At 54.1% G+C, this 20,897-nt stretch carries 18 protein-coding genes; 8 read left to right on the top strand and 10 right to left on the bottom strand.

Annotated elements, in window-relative coordinates; all coding sequences use genetic code 11:
* Positions 1 to 297 (top strand): hypothetical protein (locus AC1XDK_RS25800; protein WP_483352890.1); only part of this gene is annotated, 297 nt, incomplete at its 5' end.
* A 240-nt stretch (positions 298 to 537) separates the two neighbouring features.
* On the opposite strand, the gene AC1XDK_RS25795 is transcribed toward AC1XDK_RS25800, so the two are convergent.
* Positions 538 to 954, bottom strand: coding sequence for a toxin-antitoxin system TumE family protein (locus AC1XDK_RS25795; protein WP_483352889.1), 417 nt, complete (start codon positions 952 to 954; stop codon positions 538 to 540).
* A gap of 5 nt (positions 955 to 959) precedes the next feature.
* On the bottom strand, positions 960 to 1,496 hold the full coding sequence (locus AC1XDK_RS25790) for a DUF7342 family protein (protein ID WP_483352892.1): 537 nt from the start codon (positions 1,494 to 1,496) through the stop codon (positions 960 to 962).
* A 247-nt stretch (positions 1,497 to 1,743) separates the two neighbouring features.
* On the opposite strand from AC1XDK_RS25790, the gene AC1XDK_RS25785 reads away from it, so the two are divergent.
* From AC1XDK_RS25785 to AC1XDK_RS25775, 3 genes are all read left to right on the top strand, one after another.
* Positions 1,744 to 2,133, top strand: coding sequence for a hypothetical protein (locus AC1XDK_RS25785; RefSeq protein WP_483352888.1), 390 nt, complete (start codon positions 1,744 to 1,746; stop codon positions 2,131 to 2,133).
* A gap of 242 nt (positions 2,134 to 2,375) precedes the next feature.
* Entirely contained in the window at positions 2,376 to 3,182 is an 807-nt protein-coding gene (locus AC1XDK_RS25780) for a TraC-like domain-containing protein (protein WP_483352887.1), read from the top strand.
* A gap of 2 nt (positions 3,183 to 3,184) precedes the next feature.
* Complete coding sequence (locus AC1XDK_RS25775) at positions 3,185 to 5,407, top strand: VirB4 family type IV secretion system protein (protein ID WP_483352886.1); 2,223 nt, start codon at positions 3,185 to 3,187, stop codon at positions 5,405 to 5,407.
* A gap of 304 nt (positions 5,408 to 5,711) precedes the next feature.
* On the opposite strand, the gene AC1XDK_RS25770 is transcribed toward AC1XDK_RS25775, so the two are convergent.
* Positions 5,712 to 5,924: a hypothetical protein gene (locus AC1XDK_RS25770; protein WP_483352885.1), complete on the bottom strand. Its 213-nt coding sequence runs from the start codon at positions 5,922 to 5,924 to the stop codon at positions 5,712 to 5,714.
* Between the two features lie 372 nt (positions 5,925 to 6,296).
* On the opposite strand from AC1XDK_RS25770, the gene AC1XDK_RS25765 reads away from it, so the two are divergent.
* The 3 genes from AC1XDK_RS25765 to AC1XDK_RS25755 are packed head-to-tail and all read left to right on the top strand — an operon-like array spanning position 6,297 to position 12,051.
* The gene (locus AC1XDK_RS25765) at positions 6,297 to 9,665 is read left to right on the top strand and encodes an ATP-binding protein (RefSeq protein WP_483352884.1); all 3,369 of its coding nucleotides are present in this window, start codon (positions 6,297 to 6,299) and stop codon (positions 9,663 to 9,665) included.
* Entirely contained in the window at positions 9,662 to 10,561 is a 900-nt protein-coding gene (locus AC1XDK_RS25760; protein ID WP_483352883.1) for a bifunctional DNA primase/polymerase, read from the top strand. Before AC1XDK_RS25765 ends, AC1XDK_RS25760 begins: the two co-directional genes overlap by 4 nt.
* Complete coding sequence (locus AC1XDK_RS25755; protein ID WP_483352882.1) at positions 10,558 to 12,051, top strand: primase-associated protein; 1,494 nt, start codon at positions 10,558 to 10,560, stop codon at positions 12,049 to 12,051. The genes AC1XDK_RS25760 and AC1XDK_RS25755 overlap by 4 nt, the downstream gene beginning before the upstream one ends.
* Positions 12,052 to 13,022: 971 nt before the next feature.
* Here AC1XDK_RS25755 and AC1XDK_RS25750 read toward each other — a convergent pair.
* From AC1XDK_RS25750 to AC1XDK_RS25730, 5 genes are all read right to left on the bottom strand, one after another.
* Positions 13,023 to 13,820 carry an alpha/beta fold hydrolase gene (locus tag AC1XDK_RS25750; RefSeq protein ID WP_483352881.1) on the bottom strand — a complete coding sequence of 266 codons (798 nt, stop codon included), beginning with the start codon at positions 13,818 to 13,820 and terminating at the stop codon, positions 13,023 to 13,025.
* A 202-nt stretch (positions 13,821 to 14,022) separates the two neighbouring features.
* Positions 14,023 to 14,835: a DUF6036 family nucleotidyltransferase gene (locus tag AC1XDK_RS25745; RefSeq protein ID WP_483352880.1), complete on the bottom strand. Its 813-nt coding sequence runs from the start codon at positions 14,833 to 14,835 to the stop codon at positions 14,023 to 14,025.
* Positions 14,832 to 15,755 carry an ArsR/SmtB family transcription factor gene (locus tag AC1XDK_RS25740; protein WP_483352879.1) on the bottom strand — a complete coding sequence of 308 codons (924 nt, stop codon included), beginning with the start codon at positions 15,753 to 15,755 and terminating at the stop codon, positions 14,832 to 14,834. Before AC1XDK_RS25740 ends, AC1XDK_RS25745 begins: the two co-directional genes overlap by 4 nt.
* Before the next feature lie 387 nt (positions 15,756 to 16,142).
* Positions 16,143 to 16,289, bottom strand: coding sequence for a hypothetical protein (locus tag AC1XDK_RS25735; protein ID WP_483352878.1), 147 nt, complete (start codon positions 16,287 to 16,289; stop codon positions 16,143 to 16,145).
* Positions 16,290 to 16,463: 174 nt separating this feature from the next.
* The gene (locus AC1XDK_RS25730) at positions 16,464 to 18,074 is read right to left on the bottom strand and encodes an alkaline phosphatase D family protein (protein WP_483352877.1); all 1,611 of its coding nucleotides are present in this window, start codon (positions 18,072 to 18,074) and stop codon (positions 16,464 to 16,466) included.
* A gap of 266 nt (positions 18,075 to 18,340) precedes the next feature.
* Here AC1XDK_RS25730 and AC1XDK_RS25725 point away from each other — a divergent pair, with 266 nt between their 5' ends.
* Positions 18,341 to 18,490 carry a PIN domain-containing protein gene (locus tag AC1XDK_RS25725; RefSeq protein ID WP_483352891.1) on the top strand — a complete coding sequence of 50 codons (150 nt, stop codon included), beginning with the start codon at positions 18,341 to 18,343 and terminating at the stop codon, positions 18,488 to 18,490.
* Positions 18,491 to 19,239: 749 nt separating this feature from the next.
* Here AC1XDK_RS25725 and AC1XDK_RS25720 read toward each other — a convergent pair.
* Positions 19,240 to 20,169, bottom strand: a complete 930-nt coding sequence (locus AC1XDK_RS25720; RefSeq protein ID WP_483352876.1) for a GIY-YIG nuclease family protein — start codon at positions 20,167 to 20,169, stop codon at positions 19,240 to 19,242.
* A gap of 162 nt (positions 20,170 to 20,331) precedes the next feature.
* Positions 20,332 to 20,691: a metallophosphoesterase gene (locus AC1XDK_RS25715; protein ID WP_483352875.1), complete on the bottom strand. Its 360-nt coding sequence runs from the start codon at positions 20,689 to 20,691 to the stop codon at positions 20,332 to 20,334.
* Positions 20,692 to 20,897 lie beyond the last annotated feature (206 nt).

Raw genomic sequence — 20,897 nt, 5'->3', positions numbered from 1 at the left:
CGACTGCAGTGTGGTCGATTTCGCAAATTTGGCCGATTTAGCGGATTTACTGCCGCTGGGCAGTATAAGCGGCAGTGCAACTACATCGGTACGCCCGAAAGAATTTGTGCGTCAATCGTAGTGCAAATCATTCAAACCATCTACAGCCACAGAAAACTTATATGTACGGTGAAAAAAGTGCTCATTATGGAAGAAATCCTATTCACGTTTCCTGGTGGCCCCGAAGTAATATTCATTTTCGTTTTCCTGCTGCTGATTCTGATTGCTCTCTACGTCGTATATCGGGTTGTTACGTAATCATTCCTAGCACAATCTTGTAAGGTGGTTCTATCACGATAAAATGGAATTCTCGACCTGTGTAGAATCCACATTAGGAAATATTCATGAGCTATCCAAAATCGTCCTTCAATGAGAAAATAAAAGGATTTAGATAATTTGAGATGCTAGCTAGACTCTCTTAGTTCTGCTTAGTGCAAAAAGCGGGAGTAGGTCTGTAAGGTGGTCACATGCTCTGTCGGTGCTGGAGCGTTTTTAGGGTTAACTCCAGAGGGCTTCGATCCGTTGAGCAACATATGCAAGCACAATTGAAAGGACATCGCGATAGTCGCTCGGAAAGTCTGCTGCTGTCGCCTGTCCAGCATTCGGTGAGGGGTGAAAGTGCGTTCGTCCGACTGGCTTTGGATGCCGATCCCATCGGCACTCCCATTGTGTTCCATCTTGCCACTCTTCACTATAATGGATGGAAAAATCACCGCCAATATACCACCGGATATCGAGTCGAGCACCCTGAATGTGATCAGGAAAAAGGGATCGATCATACTCCGCGCCAAGGTTCCGAACTCGATTTGAAGACGGTTCAAACGTCACATGTGTGAACCGGTCGTCCTGCAGTAATCGCCCCCGAATTGCCCGCAAAACGTCCTCATCAAGAGGACCAGTGTCAGTTTCGTCCATCCAGACTACCCAACGATTCCAGCACCGCTGAGTGTGTCTCGATCCTTTCGTGCCCGTTCAATAATCCGAAGGTCACGACGAATCGTTTTCCAGTCACCGATGTCTTCCCAGACCGTCTCAAGCGAATCATAGTCCGCTTCCGCTAGTGCGTCAATCTGTCCTGGGTCAGCAACACCGTACTGCTCACGATACGCTTGCTCTTCTGCAACGAGGGCCGAAAGCTTAGTCTCGAGTTCAGCATCGGTGTGTTCACGGCGCAGCTCGTTCGCACGAACCCACTCGAAGTAGGCGTGATTTCTCTGGTATTGTTTCGGCCGCCCATCAATTGGTTCGACAATTCCACGGGCACTCAACCATTCTAAGTGTTCTCGCGCAGCTCCCTCTGAACAATGAGCACGGCTCGCAACGTCGTCAACGGTTGCTGGCTCGTACAATTGGATGGCTGTGTCGTAGACACGATCACGTGTCGAGGACCCCTGATTCCATCGCTGTCGCTCCTTCTCAATAGCATCTGTATCATCTGGATGACCGGGATTGGACATATGCGATCCTTCGTGCCCGAAGAGTATATATTTGACCCATAGAAGAATATACTGATCTAGATTGCTGCCGAACGGGGTCAACGATTACTCGAAAGAGCATCGATCGTGTCGGGTTTATCTCGTTAGTATGCCGTGGCTTCTGGGCCCCATATCCTGATTTGCATAATACCTTAGTGTTAGTGAGAAATAAAACAAAAGCCGACACATGGGGTAATTATTAACTAGTCACAGCATAAGATAATATCAAATGGAAACGTTCCCAATCGCCGGCCAGATCATCAACACAAAGCTCATCTTTGGTCTGACCGCCCGCGATATTGGCGAAGCACTCGTTCTTCCCTTTCTCGGCCTCGGCATTGCCCAGAGTCTCGGTGCTTCAGGTGATCTCTTTCTTATTGCCACCGGGATTGCGCTTGCCCTCGGTGTCGTGATCCTCCTCATCACGCCTGCTGCACAACGCCCGCTGAGCTACGCACGAGCCTGTGTACACTATTACCTCGGAACTACCACGTACCGAAATCGGCGAACGCGACCCGCCACGGAAACGACGAAAACCCAAGATGTGGTCGGTGTCCGCCACGCCGGCCTCGACATCGAGACGATTGAAGCGGAAGACGACCACGACTCCCACCAGTAACCACTATGGATTCACCACCGCCTGCCACAGAACCCTCGACAGCCAGTACTGGACAGGCTACCAGTCGAGACGAAGCAGAGACCGAGACGACCGAATCTGATTCCACGACCGCAACCAATGGATCAGCCACGACACAGCCATCCACTGACGGCCCCACAGTACGGACAGCGCTCGGGATAGCCGATCGCGACCTTGAGACCGATGCAGAACGGCCTGAATCAGATTTGGACGTCCTCCGAGCGATGGATGCCGCCCTTGCAGACATCGACACGGACCTTCCAACGGCGCGTGACGAAGCGCGTGCTCGAGACCAATTCCACCTCGAAGACAAACTCAACAAGCAAACGACGACGCAAGCCCAGCTTGGCTTTGACTATGTTCGTGATGATGGGATTGCCGTTGATGGTGACGATTACATTGGACTCGTGAAGGTCAAACCCCGGAACTGGTTGACGCTCAACTATGAGCAACGTCGGCAGGTCATGAGTGATTACATCTCTTTTCTGATGGCACTTGATTGGTCGATCGCCATTCCGTGCTATCCCCGGGAGTTCAACCTGGGTGAACACTACAACAAGTTCATTCGCGGTGGCACCAGCGTTGCTGCACGGGGACAATCTCCAATTCTGCAGTACGGACGTCGCTACTACATCCAGTGGGCCCAGGACAACATCGACGGCTCTGGGATCAAAACACGCGACTACTATATCGTTATTCGCGTCAACGCCGCACAGGTCACGACAAACCTGGATACTGGGAGTGTGCTCAATCAACTAAGCACGCTCCCGCTTATCGGCTCTGCTGGCGCGAACATTCTCAAACGCCTTCCATGGGTCAAGAACCACGAGAAGGCAGAAACCGAGCTGTGCATCCGGGAAGTACACAATCGCCAGCGCCGCGTGATCGACAAGCTCGGGCGAACGGACGTTGCGACTGAATTAGTCAACACTCGCCAGGAGACGATGGAAATCCTGTACCACTACTACAATCACGTCAAACCGGAGTTCGACCGCTTTGATCACGCGACATTCTCTAAGGGGGAGATCTAACGATGGGCTCCCGTCTCCGGTCACTCATTCCTGGACTAAAGAGCGAGCCTGGACTCGATGAGATCGATGATGAGATTTTCGATCGGGCGACCGCCATTCTCGAAGCGAATGGCGACGAACTCTCGAAGGAAAACATCCAGGCCCAAGCGAAACACCTCCTCGAACTCGAAACTGCCGAGGACGGTGAGATTCGTCTCGGTGTACTTCAAGACGAGACAGAACGCTCGCTCGCCGACCGGGATATCATTGCCCCACATGAGATCTCCGAGGAATCAGGGCTCTTAGAGTCGGGGTACATGGTTCGCGGAGGCCAGTACGTCCGGACCATGACAATCCACGGCTATCCCGAGCGTGTTCCGCTCGGGTGGCTTGACGACCTCTATACAACCCACGACAACATTCGGGTAACCCAGCACATCCGGCCGCGTGATTCCCACGAGATTCTGCGGAAACTTCGCAATCGACTTACACAACTTCGTGCTCGCCTCTATCGGAAAGACGAAAAGAATCAGAGTGATACCCACGAACTCGAATCCGATCATGAGGCCGTCTCCGATCTCATCTGGGATATCATTCGCGGCGAGACGAAGCTGTTCACCTTCGCGATCTATTTCGAGATCATCGCCGATTCAAAGCAGGAATTGAACGAGGCGACAGAGCGTGCCTTGGAGATCATCGCCAAAGCGAATACCGAGGCAGTCCCACTCGAGAAACGGCAAGTCGAGTCACAAGACGCTCTTGCACCACTCGGGAATGACCCGATCAAGGCGACCCAATTGATGCAAGAGACAGCTGTCGGCACTATGTTCCCATTCATCGAGCCAGCACTGGCCGATGACGAGGGCGTCTACTACGGGTTCGACGGGACGCATACGCCCGTTCTTCTGGATCGGTATCGGTTTTCCTCGTATTCGAAGGTGATTGCAGGAGAGATGGGCTCAGGGAAAACATTCGCCGAGAAGTACGAGATGTTCCATCGCATGATGATGGATCCCGAGATCGAGCTTCTCGTCCTGGATCCACTGGCTGATTTCGTCGACTTTGCCGAGGATCTCGGTGGGCAAGTCATTCGGTTTGGTGGCGAGAATACGATCAACCCACTCGAGATTCGTCGCGGGATCGACGACGTGGTTGAAGATCCGTTCCTCAAGAAGTACCGGTCGGTGATGGAGTTGTTCCGACTGCATTTTGCTTCGGGTGACGGACAAGCCCTCTCAAATGAACAGGAGGGCATTCTTCGGCGTGCCGTCTTGCTTTCCTATTACCAGTACGGAATCACCGAGGATCCAGTAACCCACGAAAACACGAGTCCAATAATCGGGGATATCATCGATATCCTCGAACACATCACCGATGGCGATGATCCCACAGAGTTCCTCGACTATCATCCTGATGCCGACAAGCGAAGAGTTGCCTCGAAAGTCCAGGATATCGCCGATCGATTCCGAGACACGGACGAACGACTCGCCTACCAGTTGTTGCTCGGACTCGAAGCCTTCCAGGAAGGCGGTGAGAACGCGAATCTGAACGGCCGGACGAACGTCGAACTCGACAATCGACTCGTGACCATCGACATGTCGATGTTCTCCGATACAGGGCAAGCACCGCTGTTCATGCACGTGATGTTCGACTGGATCTACCAGCGGGCTCAAAGCAGTGATCGCCGGACACAGGTGACAATCGATGAGGCACACTACCTCTTGCGTCGAGCAGCCACGACGGATCTGATCGACCTCTTCATCCGGCATAGTCGCCACTTCAACACCGGACTGACGCTGATCTCCCAGACAGTAGACGAGTTCCTAGTTGAGTCAACCGAGCAGTCTGCAGACGCGCTCGAGAAAGCTCGCGAAATCTACAACCTCTGTAACATCAAGCAGATTTTCCGGCACGAATCAGTGAGCGAGGAGATGATCGCTGCTCACGATCTCACGCATAACGAACAGCGATTCATTGCCTCTGCACAGACCGGTGAAGACGGGACCCACTCGGAGAGTTTGCTGCTCGTCAATGAGTGGAAGAAGCGCATTCAGCTGCATGTCGATGAATTTGCCGTCCACGTGCTCGACGAAGATCTCGACCCGTGGGAGTACTTGATCGAGCAGAATGCGCTTGACACGAGCGATGTTTCCTATTTGCTTGCGGATGGACGCGCCGCAGAGTACGACATTCCGCAATCACTGCTCGAACAGGCTCACGAATACACTGCACCGACCACCAACTAACGCACGAAATTACAGGAATCACAGTACACCCATGACAACTACTCGTCGCTACATTCGAATTGAACCAGCCCACGAACGTGTCACCCCCAACGATATCATCTCTCGCCTCGCCGGCCTACGCAAACTGAAGTCTGGCTGGAAGGTCAAATACCATCCTTTGAAAAATGCACCCACGTTCGAGTTTCTCGCGCTTACACAGGGGAACCAAACGCCGGTGCGCTTCTATCTCGGTGCCACAGATGAGACGCTCTTGTCGACAATCCGCTCGGAATTGACCACCGCCTATCCCGCGAGTTACAATCTCTCAGAGGAAGAACTCACGCTGCCCGAGGAACTGCTCGGACAGTCCGCGGAGAGCACCGACACAGATACCGACGAGGATACTGGCGAGTCCCAGTCGATCGATGATGCGCGGTCGGAACTGTTGACCCGAACACCAATCGCGGCTCGGTGGCAGGGCGTGGCCACGCGTACTGACGATTGGATGACGCCACTCACACAGTATTCCCAGCTCCACGCGACACAGCACGGAGACAGTGCATCGGCAAAAGCCCCGCTCGCAACGGCAGTCGAGCGGCTTGCGAACGCGAGTGCCCCCACCGTGTTGCAAGTGCTCTTCACTCGGTATGCGGACTGGGAGAACGTTGCCAACACTCGCAAGGAGAATATTCAGACGAAACGTGATGGGTTCGTCCAGACCACGAAGACCAATTTCAGAGATATGCTTCGGGGCTATGACGAAGAAGAGATTCGCGATCGACGGCGTGGCCGAGACGCGCCACAGATTGGGGAGAATATCGGCCAATCACCACACACGCCGAGCGGTGGGGTGGCCTCTCGCCAGACACTCATCGACCAGAAAAACCCGTCTCAAACGTATTTGGTAAACATGCGCGCAGCGGGGGTGCCACCTGCTGATGCAGACGATCCGACGATCGGAATGGTGGAGAGTGACGTCGACGCGCTTGCGAACGCGTTCAACCATCTCGATGGGGCGTACTATGAACTCGACGGGAACCGTCTCACGAAGGGACTGACCAATATTCGCGATCCGGCGAAGAAGGAGCTCAAACGGCTGCTCGATCGCTCACTCAACATCTCTCGCCAAGGGCGCAAACGCTCGCAGCTCATTTTGAATGCGGACGAACTCGCCAATTTCGTGGCTGTACCGAGTGCCCATGCATTGACCACAGAAGGGGCCCGTGGTACTCGTGGCAAAGAGCGGCTCCGCCAGCCGTTGTCACTCCCAGCACCGGAGATGCTGGACCGATTATCAGCACCCGGGATGGCGATTGGTCTGCCGCTCAAAGACCGGAACCAACCCCTTGATGACGCGGTGTACGTTCACATATCGACACTCGTCACACACTACATTCGCGCTGCTTCGACCGGCTCGGGAAAGTCAAAAAGCGTCCAGAATGACATGCTGACACTGAGTGAGCACGTCGGCGGTCCAACAGTGTTGCTCGAATCGAAAGGCGATGCAATGGTTGAAAACTATCTGAAAGCGCATTATGCGAAATTCGGCACGCTCGATAACGTTTGTCACTTCGATGCGCCGGAGATGCTCCCAGCCTTCTCGTTTTTCGATATCCGCCCCAAGCTTGCGATGGGGCGGCGCCGTGAAGATGCAATTCAGGATACCGTCGAGCACTTCCATGAAGTCATGCGGCTGATTCTCGGGACAGAAACGCACGATCGAGCATTCGTTGCGAACGAGATCCTGACGTTCTTGATCAAAGCATTGTTTGATAAGGAGTACGGTCAAGACGCATTTAGCCTGGATACGCTCATTGAGGCCGTCTATCAGATGCGCCATGAACGCATCATCCCAGAGATTTGTGCAGAGAATGGGCATATCGAACGGGCGCTACTCCAACAGTGTCAGCTGGACGAGGCGCAATTCCAGCAGTCAATGGGTGGGGCTGCGAATCGATTGAACAAGCTGGTCGAACTCGAACACCTCTATCAGATCTTCAATCACGTCCCTGAGTGGGACGACGAAGCCAACGAATACACTGAGAACGTTTTCGACTTTCGGCACTTCCTCGATGAAGATGCAGTGATTCTGTTCGACATCGGTGACTTGCGTACTGACTCGCGCAACGCGTTGACGATGGTTCTGCTGAGCAATCTCTGGGATGCTGCGCAGGGATGGTCCGATGAGAGCAGAACAGGCGAGGACAAACCAATGGCGAGTGACGAGAAGATTGCGAACGTTATTATTGAAGAGGCAGCAGCGGTTGCGACCTCCGAACTCGTCTATGAGGAGTTTTTGCCCCAAGGCAGGGGCTTCGGTGTGAGCCTTGGCCTGATTATGCAGTACCCCGATCAAGTGAACGATCACAGTCGGTCGAATCGACCATACAAAGAGATTTTGAACAACGTGAAGACGAAAATCATCGGGAACATCGAGGTTGACGATGAACTCGCGAAATCGATGGCCCACGAGAATTTGTCTAAACAAGACCTTAGCAAGCGGATACAACGGTTGCCGTCTGGCGAGTGGATCGTGCAACTTCCGAGCCCCGGTTTTGGCAAAACAGATCCGACGACATTCTCACTCGCACCATTACCCATTCCCGAGGGTCATCCGGAAAGTGATGAGCCACTCGCCGGTGATGCACGTCACCTCTTTGAAGAGATGGCCCGTCCACAGGTCAGACGACGAACTCAGACTGAATGCAGTATCCCCGATCGTCCGAGCACAATCGGGCATGGGGATGCACGGGATACGCTTGAAGAGATGGGTGAGGAGAGCACCGCAGAGACAGACGGGTCTCAAGAGCACACAGCCGACGCTGAAGCTGCCGACGGTGGCACTCCAGCCGAGACACCCTTCTTCGGTGGAGAGGGTGTGAGTGACGCCACAGGCACAGCTGCAGACGGTGAGGTAGCATCGGGCACAGAAGACACACCAGCGAGCGATCGACCGAGTGACGACCCGGATTTCGGACGCGCTTCCATGTTCCGCGCTCCGACAACGGAGCAGTCACCAGCTGACGACACACCGAACACCACATCGTCCGAGCAGACAGAAACGGGGACCCAGAATGGACCTAGTAGCGAAGGAGAGGCGGGAACCACAGATGCAGGCGAAGAACCGAGGGACACGGACGACAAGGCCGAACGATCAAGTGATGCTGCACTCTCCGAACACGTCCACTACGATGTAGATGTTGACGGCTACGTCTGTGCTCTCTGTGGTACCGAGTATACGGTGTCTGAGGAGCGACGAGCAAGCGCCTGCTGTCAGTTCGCGTCGAAAGACGAGGTGTTCGTTGCCGCTCGGCGGGCGCACAAGACGACTGACTCCACGAGTGACCTCCTTGATCGACTCCGGAAAATCGCAGCCCATGCTGAAGACTACGGCATTGAAATCTCTATCCAGGAGTTTGCATCGCTTGATTCATCTGCTACCGAGTCCGCCACGACAACTGCTGATGAATCGGGCCAACCCCATGAATCCGAACGCACTCTCGTTTCAGGATCGAAAGCATCGGGCCGTTTTAGCGACGCAACAACCGATATTCCAGATGAGACGCTTCGGGCAGAAGGCGTAACCCGCGATGAAGCAGCGTTCCTCGGTCTCGTGCTTGACGCGATGAACCACCAGGTCGAGGAGTATTCACTCTTAGAGAGTATGAGCGCACTTGAAGAACCGTTTTCCACTCTCGATATCGAGACACTCAAAGAGAAGGACTTCATCGAAGAACATCGGTCATTCTGGCAGACATACTATACAATTCTTCCTGCCGGTCGAACGTTCCTCGATCGCTCACTGGACGTCAATCCTGGAGTCGGTGATCTCGGTGAGAAAACGCCACATAAGGCAGGGGTTGTCTTCCTTGAAGCGTGGCTCACCCAACAGGAAGACGTTGCCCGAACGGAGGTCTACTACCAGCCTGCAGAAGATACCGTGTTTGACGTTGCTGGGTTCAATGCTGAAGACGAACTCATCTGGGTGGGCGAGGTCGAAACTCCGAGCAACAATTCTGAAGCGTTGCTGGCTGATTACGAGAAACTCGCGACCGTCGACGCAGCAGCTGTCTGGGCGTGTGAAGACAAAGAGTTCCTCCTCGATGCAATCGAGACGCTCACTAGTGCTGGGAAGCTCGATATCTCGCTGAGTGCAACCCAGAAACGGACGATTAGCTCGCTACGAGCAGCGATCGGTGGGTACGACGATCCAGGAATGGCAGCCCTGCACACGTTCCGGAGCCTGAAAGCCGAGGTGGAGGTTCCCGAGAACCCATGACCCCACCCTGGCGAGCAGCAACTCGTGATGACCTTCACACCTACTACACGGAGAGTTTTCCAGCCCATGTCGATGCGCTGCCCTCATTCATTACCGCAGCGGGGCCAAAGGAGTACGCTCTCGCGTTCCGTGAGGTGTACCCCGTTCGGAAGCAGACTGCACCCGATCGGACGTTCATTCGTCGGGAAACCTGGCAGACCAACAAGTCTGGCGATCGACTCACAGAGCAGTTCACCTCAATAGACGAGCTGATCGAGTTCATCCAGTATCCAGCTCGGCACGACCCGCTCCAAGGAAGTAATTATGCACTTGCCGATCCGGATCTCCTCGAACGTCCGGAACCACGACCCGACGCCGTGTATTATGGGCTCGACCATTGGGAACGGCCGTGGGTGCTTGCCGTCGATATCGACGCCAAAGACATCGCAGCACGGCGAGCAACATCCCACACAGAAATAACCGCCGAATCCCCGGACCCAGTCGATGCCGAACACCTTCGAGAGACAAATATTGTTGACAGTGCCCCCGAGGGCTATCCGTATGCGTTCGCGGATATTGAGAAAGCCCTGGAGTATGGGTTTGCTGTCCAGGAGATCTTCGAGGATGATTTCGCGGCTACGGAGACAATGGTTGTGTACTCGGGACAAGGATGTCACGTCTACCTGCTCGATACCGACCACAAGCACCGCTACGACGAACAGAGTCGCGAAGTAATCAACGACCTCCTGCTTGAAGAGTATGAGATCCCGATCGATCCAGTCGTCACAGCTGATCGCCGCCGCGTAATGCGACTGCCATACTCACTCCACGCCGATGTCTCGCGAGTCGTCCAACCAATCCAGAGTCCGGATTTCGACTTCCGAACCGAAGCCGTCCCCAGTTTTCTCACAACATGACCCGAAAGACACCGCTAAACGACGACTATACCGCCTATCGCGTAGCAGCACTGCCTCGCGATGAAGATCAATTCCAGCTCACACAGCTATTCGAGCGTGGGTATCAGCACTGGATGGTCGACGAGACGCAAGAAACAGAGAAATTGCTCGCGGATATCGAGCGGTTCACGTGCGACGTATTCACGCCAAGTACGCGTCAGAAGGCCGCAGAGCAACCGTATGTTGACGACCCAGGAATGCTCGCCATTCTCGTGACTCTTGGCGCGGTCTGTATCATGGATCATCCCAAACTCGAAGATACGCCGCCTCGGCGTCTCGCTCTGCTCGGTGATCTGCGTGAACTCTATGTGAACAACATTGCCTCACTCGTACGAGAATACGAGGATTGGTCGCTCCACCAGGAGATCGCCGAAATCCTCTATGCGAAAGAGTCGGGTGAAGACGGTCCGCACTCGGGTCGCGTCTGCACGGACATTACGACACGATCCGACTTCGGTGATGGATATTATCTTGAAATTCCACTCGTTGCTGCCTCACGGAAGTGCTTGGCGCGGACGGATCGTGATGGTGACCAGCAGGGCGAGATCCAAGCGCACATCGCGGACAACAATCTGTATGTCCCTGTCTCGGATTTTATGACGAAGTATCGGTCATATGCCAAGGATGCATTTGGACGACTACTCACTGCCCAGGAAGACGCACTTACCCCAGAGCAACGCAGCTGGCTGACTGCAAACGAGTCAGCAATCACAGACCGGATCGACCGGTTTTTCGAGGCAGGACAGACTCATCGCCTCTGGGAAAATTGGAGTACGCAAAAACGAGATCTACTGACGATCATCAACGCTGTCAAAGCGGCAGCTGCCGATACGGCACAACTTGGTGAATCGCAGACGGCGCGAGAATTGTACGATGCCCTTGACGCATACGAGCCAGATCGAACATGGGAACAACACGCCTGTGATGCGATTACATCGTCCCGAAGTCTCGGAAATGCCCTCACCGCAATGCAAAATCATCCAAGTGTGAGTGTCGAGTCTGGCTGGCGTAACCTCTATACGCTCACCGAGTACAGCGATGGCGCACAGCCGATTCATGTTGACGATCTCGAGGACCTCTTCGAACTTCCCTGTCTAGCGGCAATGGACGAGCGGCTCCAGGAGAAAAAACCTGTCCGAAAAGATCTGTTCAATCTGGTGCGGATGGCATGGTGGTTGCCCCAGTATCGAGACGCGAGTACAGCAGAATTCATCAGTGATGTGAAAGAGTTGTTCTCCCGGTGGCCATGGTATGATGAAGAGACGACGGAGTACCAGATTCGATACGAACTCGAGAACGATATCGGGGGTGAGATCCCCCTCCCAATGAATTGTTCAAATGATGATATGCAGCGCTTTTGTATCGGGCGCGACCAGTGTCCATACTCGATCTATGGCAGTCTTCCGTTCCCTCACGAAATGTACGAGCAGCTCGATACGCAGTCAGAGTAGCCATCGCGATAGCCTCCCGTTGGGGGTTTCTTTCCACTGTTGTATCATATTGGTTACCTACTGTTTGACTTCTATCTTGGAGTGCTTGTACTGCCGGTTTTGCAAATACGAATAAGCTATTGTGTGCAAAGAATTCAGGCGTCTGAGCCGATTTTCGGCCTCTATTTTCATATAGCAAATCCAATCTTTTTCATATAGCATGAGTAACAAGAATGGCCCGAATACCGGAAAGCGCAAAATTCTGCGGTTAGAAGGCTCAACACGGTGCATATATCTCTCAGAGAAGCCAAAATCAGTTGCATATAACAAATAACGGCCTGAGAGAAGCCCTACGTTATTATATGCAAATCTAACGCCGTCATTTCGCCACCTGCACCTCCAAAATCGTCCAAAGTAATAGGGGGGTACAGGGGTGCAGGTGGAGAGTATGTAAGTGCTGAATTGCGAGGGAGATCAAAGATCGCGACAATCACGGAAATATCAATAGCAGGGAACAAAGAAAGTCGAGCAATTGGAACCGTACAAAGAAGGGTGGCAATCCGACAACAAAGAACAACAATGGGAGGTCAACCAATGGACGATCCCTCGTGAATGAGGTCGCAGTCGCTACTAACCGATTGTTTCAGCAATAGTATATTTTGAGCAGAGTACGTGTATTCACCGTCGGTCGAGTGAGGACATACTACCATGGATTGAGTCGAGTGGTACCCCAGTATCATGAGGAGTACAATCGCCGACTTTTCATCGTTATATGTCAAACCCAGATTATACTGAGAAGGTCTATTTACACCAACAAGCATGACGGCGCTCATTGTGGTTGGACTGCTATTAGATATGGATGGCAGCCCTGTTGAGATCCCCAGTATTTGATAGGAACTCCGTGCTACATACAGAGGACGCAACCATCACGGAGGATTCGTTCATTTTCAAGACCGACCCAACTCAACCGTTCAAGAGGTCGTGAGTCATGGTCAGATTGAGTCGAGAAACTCGGTCAGGACTCGATTAAAACGCTCGGGTTCCTCAACGGTTATACAGTGTCCGCTCTGTTTGAAGAGTTCGAACCGTGCGGCTGGGATGAGCTCAGCTGCGTATTTTACATTGGCGACACCCCGCCATTTCTCGTCCGCCCCTGCACAGACGAGGGTCGGGACATCGATTTCGGAAAGCACGTCTCGGTAATCTCGCATCATACCGAGGAGCATCGAGCCCTGCACCGACGGCGGCGTTCGGGTTTCTTCATCGAACATCATGTTCCGGAGTTCCCTCGATGGGGGGTCTTTGAGCAGTGACTTTATCGACTCGTCGGTGAGTTCCAATGGGTTCGACTGTATTCCGTTGAGTGCCTCTTGCATTCCCTCTATCGTGTACGTCCCGAATTCGTAATCTTCTCGCTGAAACGGTGATGGTTCCATATCGATATCGACCAATGCACGGATTCTCTCTGTGCCAAACTGATCGACGTACTCCCAGGAGACGAGCGCCCCCATCGACCAGCCGACGACCGCGACGTCTGTCAGGTTGAGCTGTTCGAGGAAAGCCCGAAGATCGCGGGCATGTTGAGGAAGTGTGTGGCCAGTCTCCGTCTTCTCCGACCTCCCATGTCCGCGGAAATCGAGCGCGACCGTATGAAACTCCTCGCTGAGTTCGACCATCTGTGGTTCGAAATACCGCAGGCCGGCAAACGCTCCGTGAAGAAACACAATCGTTGGCCCCTCTCCCTGCACCTCGTAATACAGATCGGCGCCATTACACTGAATGACCGGCATAATCCAATATAACCCTTTCACAGACAAGTCGGCTCCGGGGACTCCATAGGTTTTCAGACGTCTTGCTGAATACGCACACTGTATTCAGCACGCCCATCGAAACCTATCAGCGTTTGAGGGTTTCAACAAGGGCGCAGTAGTGACCCCCACCGAAAGCCCTCAGCCGCTCGGTTTTACCTTCCTACCAGACCCAGCATCGTAGTCAGATCGTTGTTGAGCGGCGTTCTACACGCCCTTCGGTTACCGCGACTGCGTCTTTCTCTTCAAGACGTCTCACAATATCCTGTACGTCCGTTGCAGGACGGTCGAGTTCCTGTTGCAGGTCAGCCACCGATTTCGGTTCGTCAAGCGCGTGCAGCACTTCGAGTTCCTCGTAGACGCGCTCGGTAATCTCCGCAACGGGGTCGTGTAACGGTGTCGTCACGTTGTGTTGCTCGGTGAGATCGGTCAACGCTTCGTTCACGTACGTCACGAACAATTCTTGATCCAATAGTTCAACCTGCGTCTCGAGTTCTCCTTCGACGACATCGAACTCGAGGCCGGTCTGCATCAACGAAAATATATCCTCGATGTCGTCCACCCGACCGGCGACCGCTTTGAACAGGAAGATATCTTCTGGACTCACGAGCTCGACCACGAGAGTTCCCGGGTCAAGATGCCGTTCGCTCCGCTCACGAATGCCTGGAGAAAGAATCAGCTTGCCGATCACCTGCTGATTGAAGATGTCGATGCGACACCCATCATCGTTCTCGAGAATTCGCTGGGCACCGAGTTCTTCGTACTCTTCGTCCGGTTCCCGGACGACATCGTATCCTAACTCGAGGAGCACCGCTTGTAGCTGACTCAGATCGTCCCCGGAGGAGACGATGAGGTCGATGTCTTTGGTCGTCTCTTTGAGTCCACGAAACGCCATCGATCCACCGCCAATTAAGTAGACGGTGAGTGGGTTGTCCAGCTGCTGACCGATGCGCTCGAGTTCCGACCGGATGTATGAGCTATCAAATCGCGCCCTCATGGCGTCACCTCGTACTCTTCAGCGAGTTCCTGGAAGTCCTTCCACTCAGGAAGTCGAGCTGTCCGCTGGTCACCGCTGGTGTTGAGATACGTGCAAAGCTCGTCGACGACGTCGTCGACGCCGTACGTGACGGCTTGGGCTCGGAGTTCGTCGCGATCGATGTCGACGTGACTGAGCAAGAGCAGGCAGTATGACTGAGATCGTGCACCCGAATCAATCACGAGCATGTGGCAGCACAATGTCTCCGGCGAGAGATCACTCGGTGTCTCCGAATAGAGGTAGTGTCTGCGGTCACGTGCCAAGAGCGGGAGGCCATATCGCTGGAATTGGTCTGGCCCTGTCGGGATGAAGTGTTCGTCGGCGATCTCAGTCGTCGTCTGTACAAGGAACTCGTCGAGGGATTCCCATAGAATGGTGTAGGTGTCGGTCTGTTCTTCGATAGTCTGGCGGTGGATGTGATGGGCAAGCTCACGAGCGAGTACGCTTAGCTGTTCGAATCCATCATTCAGTGCGTACGCACCATCGTCGGTTTGGTAGACGATTCCGCGATGTTGAAGCGGGGTAAGTGCACGGTGGACGGTACTTCTGTGGACGTCGGCGTGGCGTGCGAGATCCGTCACGGTTCGTGGGGTGTCGAGGTAGTAGCACACACGGAGGGCAGCCCCTGACAACAACTCCGGCCAGTCGATGTGTGCATACTGCTGCATGAGAGTAGTGAGTAGCTCAAATGCCTTTGCGTCCGATAGTCGAATCTGTTTTGTTTTCCCCTGTCGGCGTGTCTCGACGAGGCCAGCCGTTTCGAGCCGGTCGACGAGTTCTGAGGTGTAGCTAAGACTCCGATCGAGATTCGTTGCGAGTTCAGAGACTGATTGCTCACCGTGGAGGGTAGTGAGGGCGCGAACCTCGCCTTCTGTGAGCATACTGTTGCATACTAGCGAACCAATATATAAATGACTTCGGTATTTTGCAACACTCGACTAACTCAGTCGAGACGGGAACGTACAGGGTGAAAGCCCTCGGCCGTTCACTGGCGTCGCCGCCCGTTAGTTCGGGAGAGCTTTACTCTCCCGGCGCTCGGCATCCCGCGACCACGGGAAGATGGTCCTGCTCACTCTGTTGCGCGGGCTGCGACTTCCCTGCCTTCGTTCGCTGTACTCACGAAGACCACGCTGCGCTCCTCGTTCTTGCGGTGCTTGCGGAGTCGGGGGACGTTCACGGCACTCCGTGCCGTGAGTTCGGGAGACGCAGTCTCCCGGTGACCGAGACGGCCTCCCCCTTTCAATCCACCAGGGAAAGTAGCTGCTCCACTACGCGCGAAATCTAAGAGGGTAGGTGGTTTTGAACGGCACACCCCGCTCGTCGCGTGCCGCCTTCCGGTGAGCAAAGCTCACTGACGTCCCACTCACTGCGTTCGCGGGACCTCCGCGTCGCTCGCGACCGACCAGTCCGGGCATGCGGCCTCCGGCCGTTCCGGGAAGCGAAGTGTCGACGAGTGGCAGTCAAGATAAGTCAAGAGCGGTGCTGTGCGTTCCAGAAGCGGGCGGCGAGTATGGATCCGTGGTGTAATCCAGAACGAGCAGATTCTCGAGAAGAGGAGACTGCTCGTACTAAGGTCCGTCCCCGGCTAATTAGTCTTCCGCCGGTGCGGCTCCCGGTTCGCCGTCCTCTACGACGTAGGTCGCGAGCGTGGTGACGTCGGCATCTGGGTCGGCACGGGTCTCGTACTTCGAGCGGTCACCGTTGGCGACCGCCCGGAAGTCCGCCCGCCACTCATCCGGCGTCACGGTGAACTGGAGATAACCGTTGTGATCGCCATCGAAGAACTGGACGTGCGGATTCGCCGAGAGCGCCCGTTCGACGTCGTCTGCCCAGGACTCGCCGGAGCTGATGGACGTCGTGAGGAACTCCGTCGCCAGAGTTTCCGAGTCGGGGTTGTCGAAGTCCGCTTTCAGATCGTTCGCCCAGTTGGTGTGCCAGTCACCTGAGACAACGACGGGGTTTAGGCCGGACGTTTCGCGAAAGACATCGAAGAGACGGTTTCGAGCGGCGACGTAGCCGTCCCACTGGTTGACATTCACGAGTTTTCCCTCGTCAGGGTCGTAGTCGTACTCTGACATCATCGTCTGCTGGGCAAGCACGTCCCAGGTCGCCTGTGAGTTTTCCAGCCCGTCGAAGAGCCACGCTTCCTGCTCGTCGCCGAGCATCGTCCGGCCAGCCTCGAACCGTTCCGCACAGTCCGCAGAGAGCCAGTCACCACAGACCTGGTCGTCGCGGTACTGGCGCGTGTCAAGAACGTGGAGGTCGACTAAGTCACCGAACGAGAACCGACGGTACATGTCGATATCAGGCCCGTCCGGTTTTGAGGACTCTCTCAGGGGCATGTGCTCGTAGTAGCCCTGGAACCCGTTAGCTCGCTTCTCGAGAAACACTTGTGGGTCCAGGTCAGCTTCGCCGTCCTCCTGTGATTGTTCGTCCGCCCAGTTGTTCTCGATCTCGTGGTCGTCGAACGTGACGATGAACGGGAACGAGGCGTGGGCGTCTTGGAGGTCTGGCGATGTCTTATAGAGCGCGTGTAACAGCCGGTAGTCCGTGAGCGACTGCGTCGAACCCTTCTCGTAGATGTAGTCGCCGACATGCACAACGAAATCGAGATCCTCGTCCGCCATGTTCCGGTAGGACGCATAGCGCCCGCCGACCCACGCCTGACAGGAGGCAAGCGCGAACCGCAGTTCCTCGAGTTCGGACTCGTCCAGCGGTGCTGTCTGAGTCCGTCCCACACGACTGACCGCGTCGCGAGCTCTGAACCGGTAGTAGTACTCACGGTTTGGTTCCAGATCGTCGACGGTCACGTGCACCGAATGGGCGTGTTCCGGCGTGGCGGAGACCGTCCCCCGGTCGACAACCCGGTCGAAGGCTTCGGTCTCGGCGACTTCCCAGCCGACACGGACCTTCCGGTCTGGCATCCCGCCCCGACCGTCTGAAGCGAGTGGCTCCGGAGCCAGTCGGGTCCAGAGCACTACGGAGTGCGGACGCGGGTCGCCGGAAGCCACGCCGAGGCTGAAGGGATAGTCGCTAAACGAGCCACTGTTGTTCCTCTCGGCGGCCGCACTACCCGAACCGATAGTCGCTATCGCCGCGACGCCCCCTGCTTTGCGGAGGAAATCTCGTCGGCGTTCGAGTAGAATGCTCGTGTCAGTCGTCTCGTGATCCTGTGCCTCGGTATCGTCTGTGTCGGCCATTTTGGGTGCTCCGTCCGAGAGGAGCGTGACTTAAACTTTGTATTTTTATAATATTTTAATATAGGAAAAAATAGTATAATAGAGCATCCCCGTCCCGTACGGATGGATATGACCGGAGCGAAACGATACATACCGATATGATGGGTACGGGATCTAGCTATCGCTACCGAGAGCGGTTTTCATCCACGAGGGCTGTAACGCTGGATTCGATTACGAGGTCGAAAACAACGAGTCGATTGATTTCGACCATACTCACCGCTAGATGAATAGTCTCCGATGTACTTACCGACGACAAGCCAGCCAGAAAGGGTGTTAAACGAGCGGTTGGCGTACAAGGCTATACGGATGCGATTTCAGTGTTCGAGATAGCAGATATCATCGGCGATGATCCCGGTGATTCGATGCGGTTGATTTGAATGACTGTTGTTAGGGGATGATGGCACTGAGACACCGTTCTCAATGTGATTGCAGCTGGAGAGTAGATCGAGGTTGGGAGAGCACTATGTCTGCATACCGGGCGGCAGGTAGGGGTTCGGAGTCGACAGGCATCGAATAGAACAGACGATACTCGGCTAAGTAGAGAAATGAATGCAGTGAGCAATGTTTCCGCGGCCAATGGCCTCGAAAGCCCCCGCACGCTCGACGGCTGCGTCTCGCTGCGCTCCTCACTCTGTTGCGGTGCTTACGTCGGCTCGCTCGTCGAGCGCACGGCCCCTTTCAATCCCACCCGGAGGGGATAGTCGAGATTTGGTGCTCACTGTTTTACTGGTGGTTCTCTCCGGCCCGCCCTGCTCGCCGCGTGCCGCCCTCCGCATCGCTCGCGACCGACTAGTTGTAGAGAGTTCGTTGTAATCACCGAGTTGATGACAGTTTTCACACCTGTGCTGAATACAGGGCGCATAGTTAGCACGCGTCCAGAGTGGTCGGAGAAGGGTAGCGGTCGCTCAGCACAGGTGAGCAATGTAATGCGGTCGTTACAATCTACTCGATACTTGTCAGAGGCCATGTACCGAATACAGAGGATGAATTACGCAAAGTTATCTCGGAAGAGCACGCTGGCAAATTAATAAACCCCCAACTAGCCAACCAACCCGGTGTTGTTTATGCTGGAACAGTCTCTCTATCGATAGCGCTCATTATAAGATTGTGAAAATTGTGAACCGATTCAAGCCTGGTAAACGTAGCAATCAGTCTCACGCCGCAACTGATCAGCACGAATCCGTTCCATCTTTCTAGCCTCAGGTTCAGATGGATAATCAGTCACCTCCAACAACCGTTTCGGCTTGTAGAGATTAACAAAATCTGCAGACCCACTAGACTTCCCCTCATAATGCCTGCTCATCCGGTTCGGGAACTCATGAGAGTATCCCACATAGAGAATACACTTTGATTCATTCAAGAACTCCGCCGCAGCTTCTCTCTCATTTAGCGCCTTGCCGCTTCTCTTCTTCGCTTGTGCATCCTTCCTGATTGACGTGATTGTCGATCGTTCATTATCTGCATCTGGTGTGCAGTCAATAACGTATACTACATGGTGATTGTTAGTAGATGGATCGATGTTTTGATCCTTGAGTACGGAAGATGCATCCGACTCAATGGGATTTGAAAAGGTCATGAGTGTTGGGAGGTCCAGTTCGGGACACGTTCGTTTCGGCAGTTCTTCCAAAAAAAGACCAAGGTCAAAATTGGGATCAAGCGTGACCTGTACATGATCCTCAGATCGATTGATCCCTCGGTCACTTGCCTTGATTGCGACTAGGATTCCGACGAGGTACTTTCGTTTAAACCCGAGTAGTCCTTCGTCATCTGGCCATCCGATCTGTTCAGTCATCAACATACGTAGTGCAGTGGCCCGCTTCTTTTGGGGTCTCCAAGAGTCGTCGTAATTTTCGTGTGTTTTGACAAGTTCTTCCCAACTCTGGTTAGGGTCAATGCGGTTGAAGCATGCCTCAAGGAATGGGTTTTTTAGACTTGTTTCGTTGGCGACATCGTATGCCTGTCCAATGAGTTCATCAAGTTCATTCTGGATATCTTGTGTGTAGCTTTGGGTGCCGTTGGGATTTTTATCGTAATATTCTTGACGTAAATCGGCCATGGGTAATTTATGGTGTCAGGAGTATATAAACTTTCATTGCGTTGAAAATCGCGTTAGAGGCGGACCTTTTTGTGAAGGAGATGGTTATGTTGAACCTCCTCACCAGCTGACACAACCGGAGTGCTGAATACACACTCTATATTTAGCACGAAGTTCTCATCATTATTTGGTCATTTCACCGAGCAAATGGAGATTCTCGAGGTCTAAGTCCTTCACAATCCGTGGCAACACGTCGAAGTCGTGGTTTCCAGCGATAGTAATCGTCGGAATCTCGGCCTCATTGAGGTGGATAGCACCGTCCTCAAAGGCACCGTATGCTTCGAAGTATAGGTTCTCCCGGTCAGCGATATCACCAGTGACGACGACCGCGTCAACGTCACGGTCGATGGCTCGTTGGACCGTTTTACGCCAAACGGCTTTCGGAGAAAACGCCGGGCCATCTAATCGCTCGGGAATCCGACTGGGGTGGCGGCTTAGATGAAGGTCGCCGGTACAAAGAATGGTAATATCATCATCGCTCATGCTGACACATTTCTGGATGAGATATTGTATTAACACTATATGAAATTGTAGATGGCTCGTAGTGTCTTCGGTTTTGAGGAGTTCTGCGGGGAGAAGAAGGAGTGGTAGTGCACCGTGATGACGTCGAAAGCCCCCGCCCGCTCGCGGCCGCTCGGCAACATATCGCGGCCCTCTCCGCACCGCCCGGTCCGCGATAGCGGTCGCCG

The organism is Haladaptatus sp. HS23 (genome assembly GCF_056892285.1).
The sequence above is the reverse complement of the archived record's forward strand: the minus strand, read 5'-3'. Positions and strand labels throughout refer to the sequence as shown.

What these genes read in the sequence shown, in the direction of transcription:
- AC1XDK_RS25775 (WP_483352886.1), top strand. Translation starts at nt 3,185, where the DNA reads ATGGGCTCCCGTCTCCGGTCACTCATTCCTGGACTAAAGAGCGAGCCT.
- AC1XDK_RS25735 (WP_483352878.1), bottom strand. Translation starts at nt 16,289, where the DNA reads ATGCCCGGACTGGTCGGTCGCGAGCGACGCGGAGGTCCCGCGAACGCA.
- AC1XDK_RS25755 (WP_483352882.1), top strand. Translation starts at nt 10,558, where the DNA reads ATGACCCGAAAGACACCGCTAAACGACGACTATACCGCCTATCGCGTA.
- AC1XDK_RS25765 (WP_483352884.1), top strand. Translation starts at nt 6,297, where the DNA reads ATGCGCGCAGCGGGGGTGCCACCTGCTGATGCAGACGATCCGACGATC.
- AC1XDK_RS25785 (WP_483352888.1), top strand. Translation starts at nt 1,744, where the DNA reads ATGGAAACGTTCCCAATCGCCGGCCAGATCATCAACACAAAGCTCATC.
- AC1XDK_RS25730 (WP_483352877.1), bottom strand. Translation starts at nt 18,074, where the DNA reads ATGGCCGACACAGACGATACCGAGGCACAGGATCACGAGACGACTGAC.
- AC1XDK_RS25720 (WP_483352876.1), bottom strand. Translation starts at nt 20,169, where the DNA reads ATGGCCGATTTACGTCAAGAATATTACGATAAAAATCCCAACGGCACC.
- AC1XDK_RS25715 (WP_483352875.1), bottom strand. Translation starts at nt 20,691, where the DNA reads ATGAGCGATGATGATATTACCATTCTTTGTACCGGCGACCTTCATCTA.
- AC1XDK_RS25745 (WP_483352880.1), bottom strand. Translation starts at nt 14,835, where the DNA reads ATGAGGGCGCGATTTGATAGCTCATACATCCGGTCGGAACTCGAGCGC.
- AC1XDK_RS25750 (WP_483352881.1), bottom strand. Translation starts at nt 13,820, where the DNA reads ATGCCGGTCATTCAGTGTAATGGCGCCGATCTGTATTACGAGGTGCAG.
- AC1XDK_RS25780 (WP_483352887.1), top strand. Translation starts at nt 2,376, where the DNA reads ATGGATGCCGCCCTTGCAGACATCGACACGGACCTTCCAACGGCGCGT.
- AC1XDK_RS25760 (WP_483352883.1), top strand. Translation starts at nt 9,662, where the DNA reads ATGACCCCACCCTGGCGAGCAGCAACTCGTGATGACCTTCACACCTAC.
- AC1XDK_RS25795 (WP_483352889.1), bottom strand. Translation starts at nt 954, where the DNA reads ATGGACGAAACTGACACTGGTCCTCTTGATGAGGACGTTTTGCGGGCA.
- AC1XDK_RS25790 (WP_483352892.1), bottom strand. Translation starts at nt 1,496, where the DNA reads ATGTCCAATCCCGGTCATCCAGATGATACAGATGCTATTGAGAAGGAG.
- AC1XDK_RS25740 (WP_483352879.1), bottom strand. Translation starts at nt 15,755, where the DNA reads ATGCTCACAGAAGGCGAGGTTCGCGCCCTCACTACCCTCCACGGTGAG.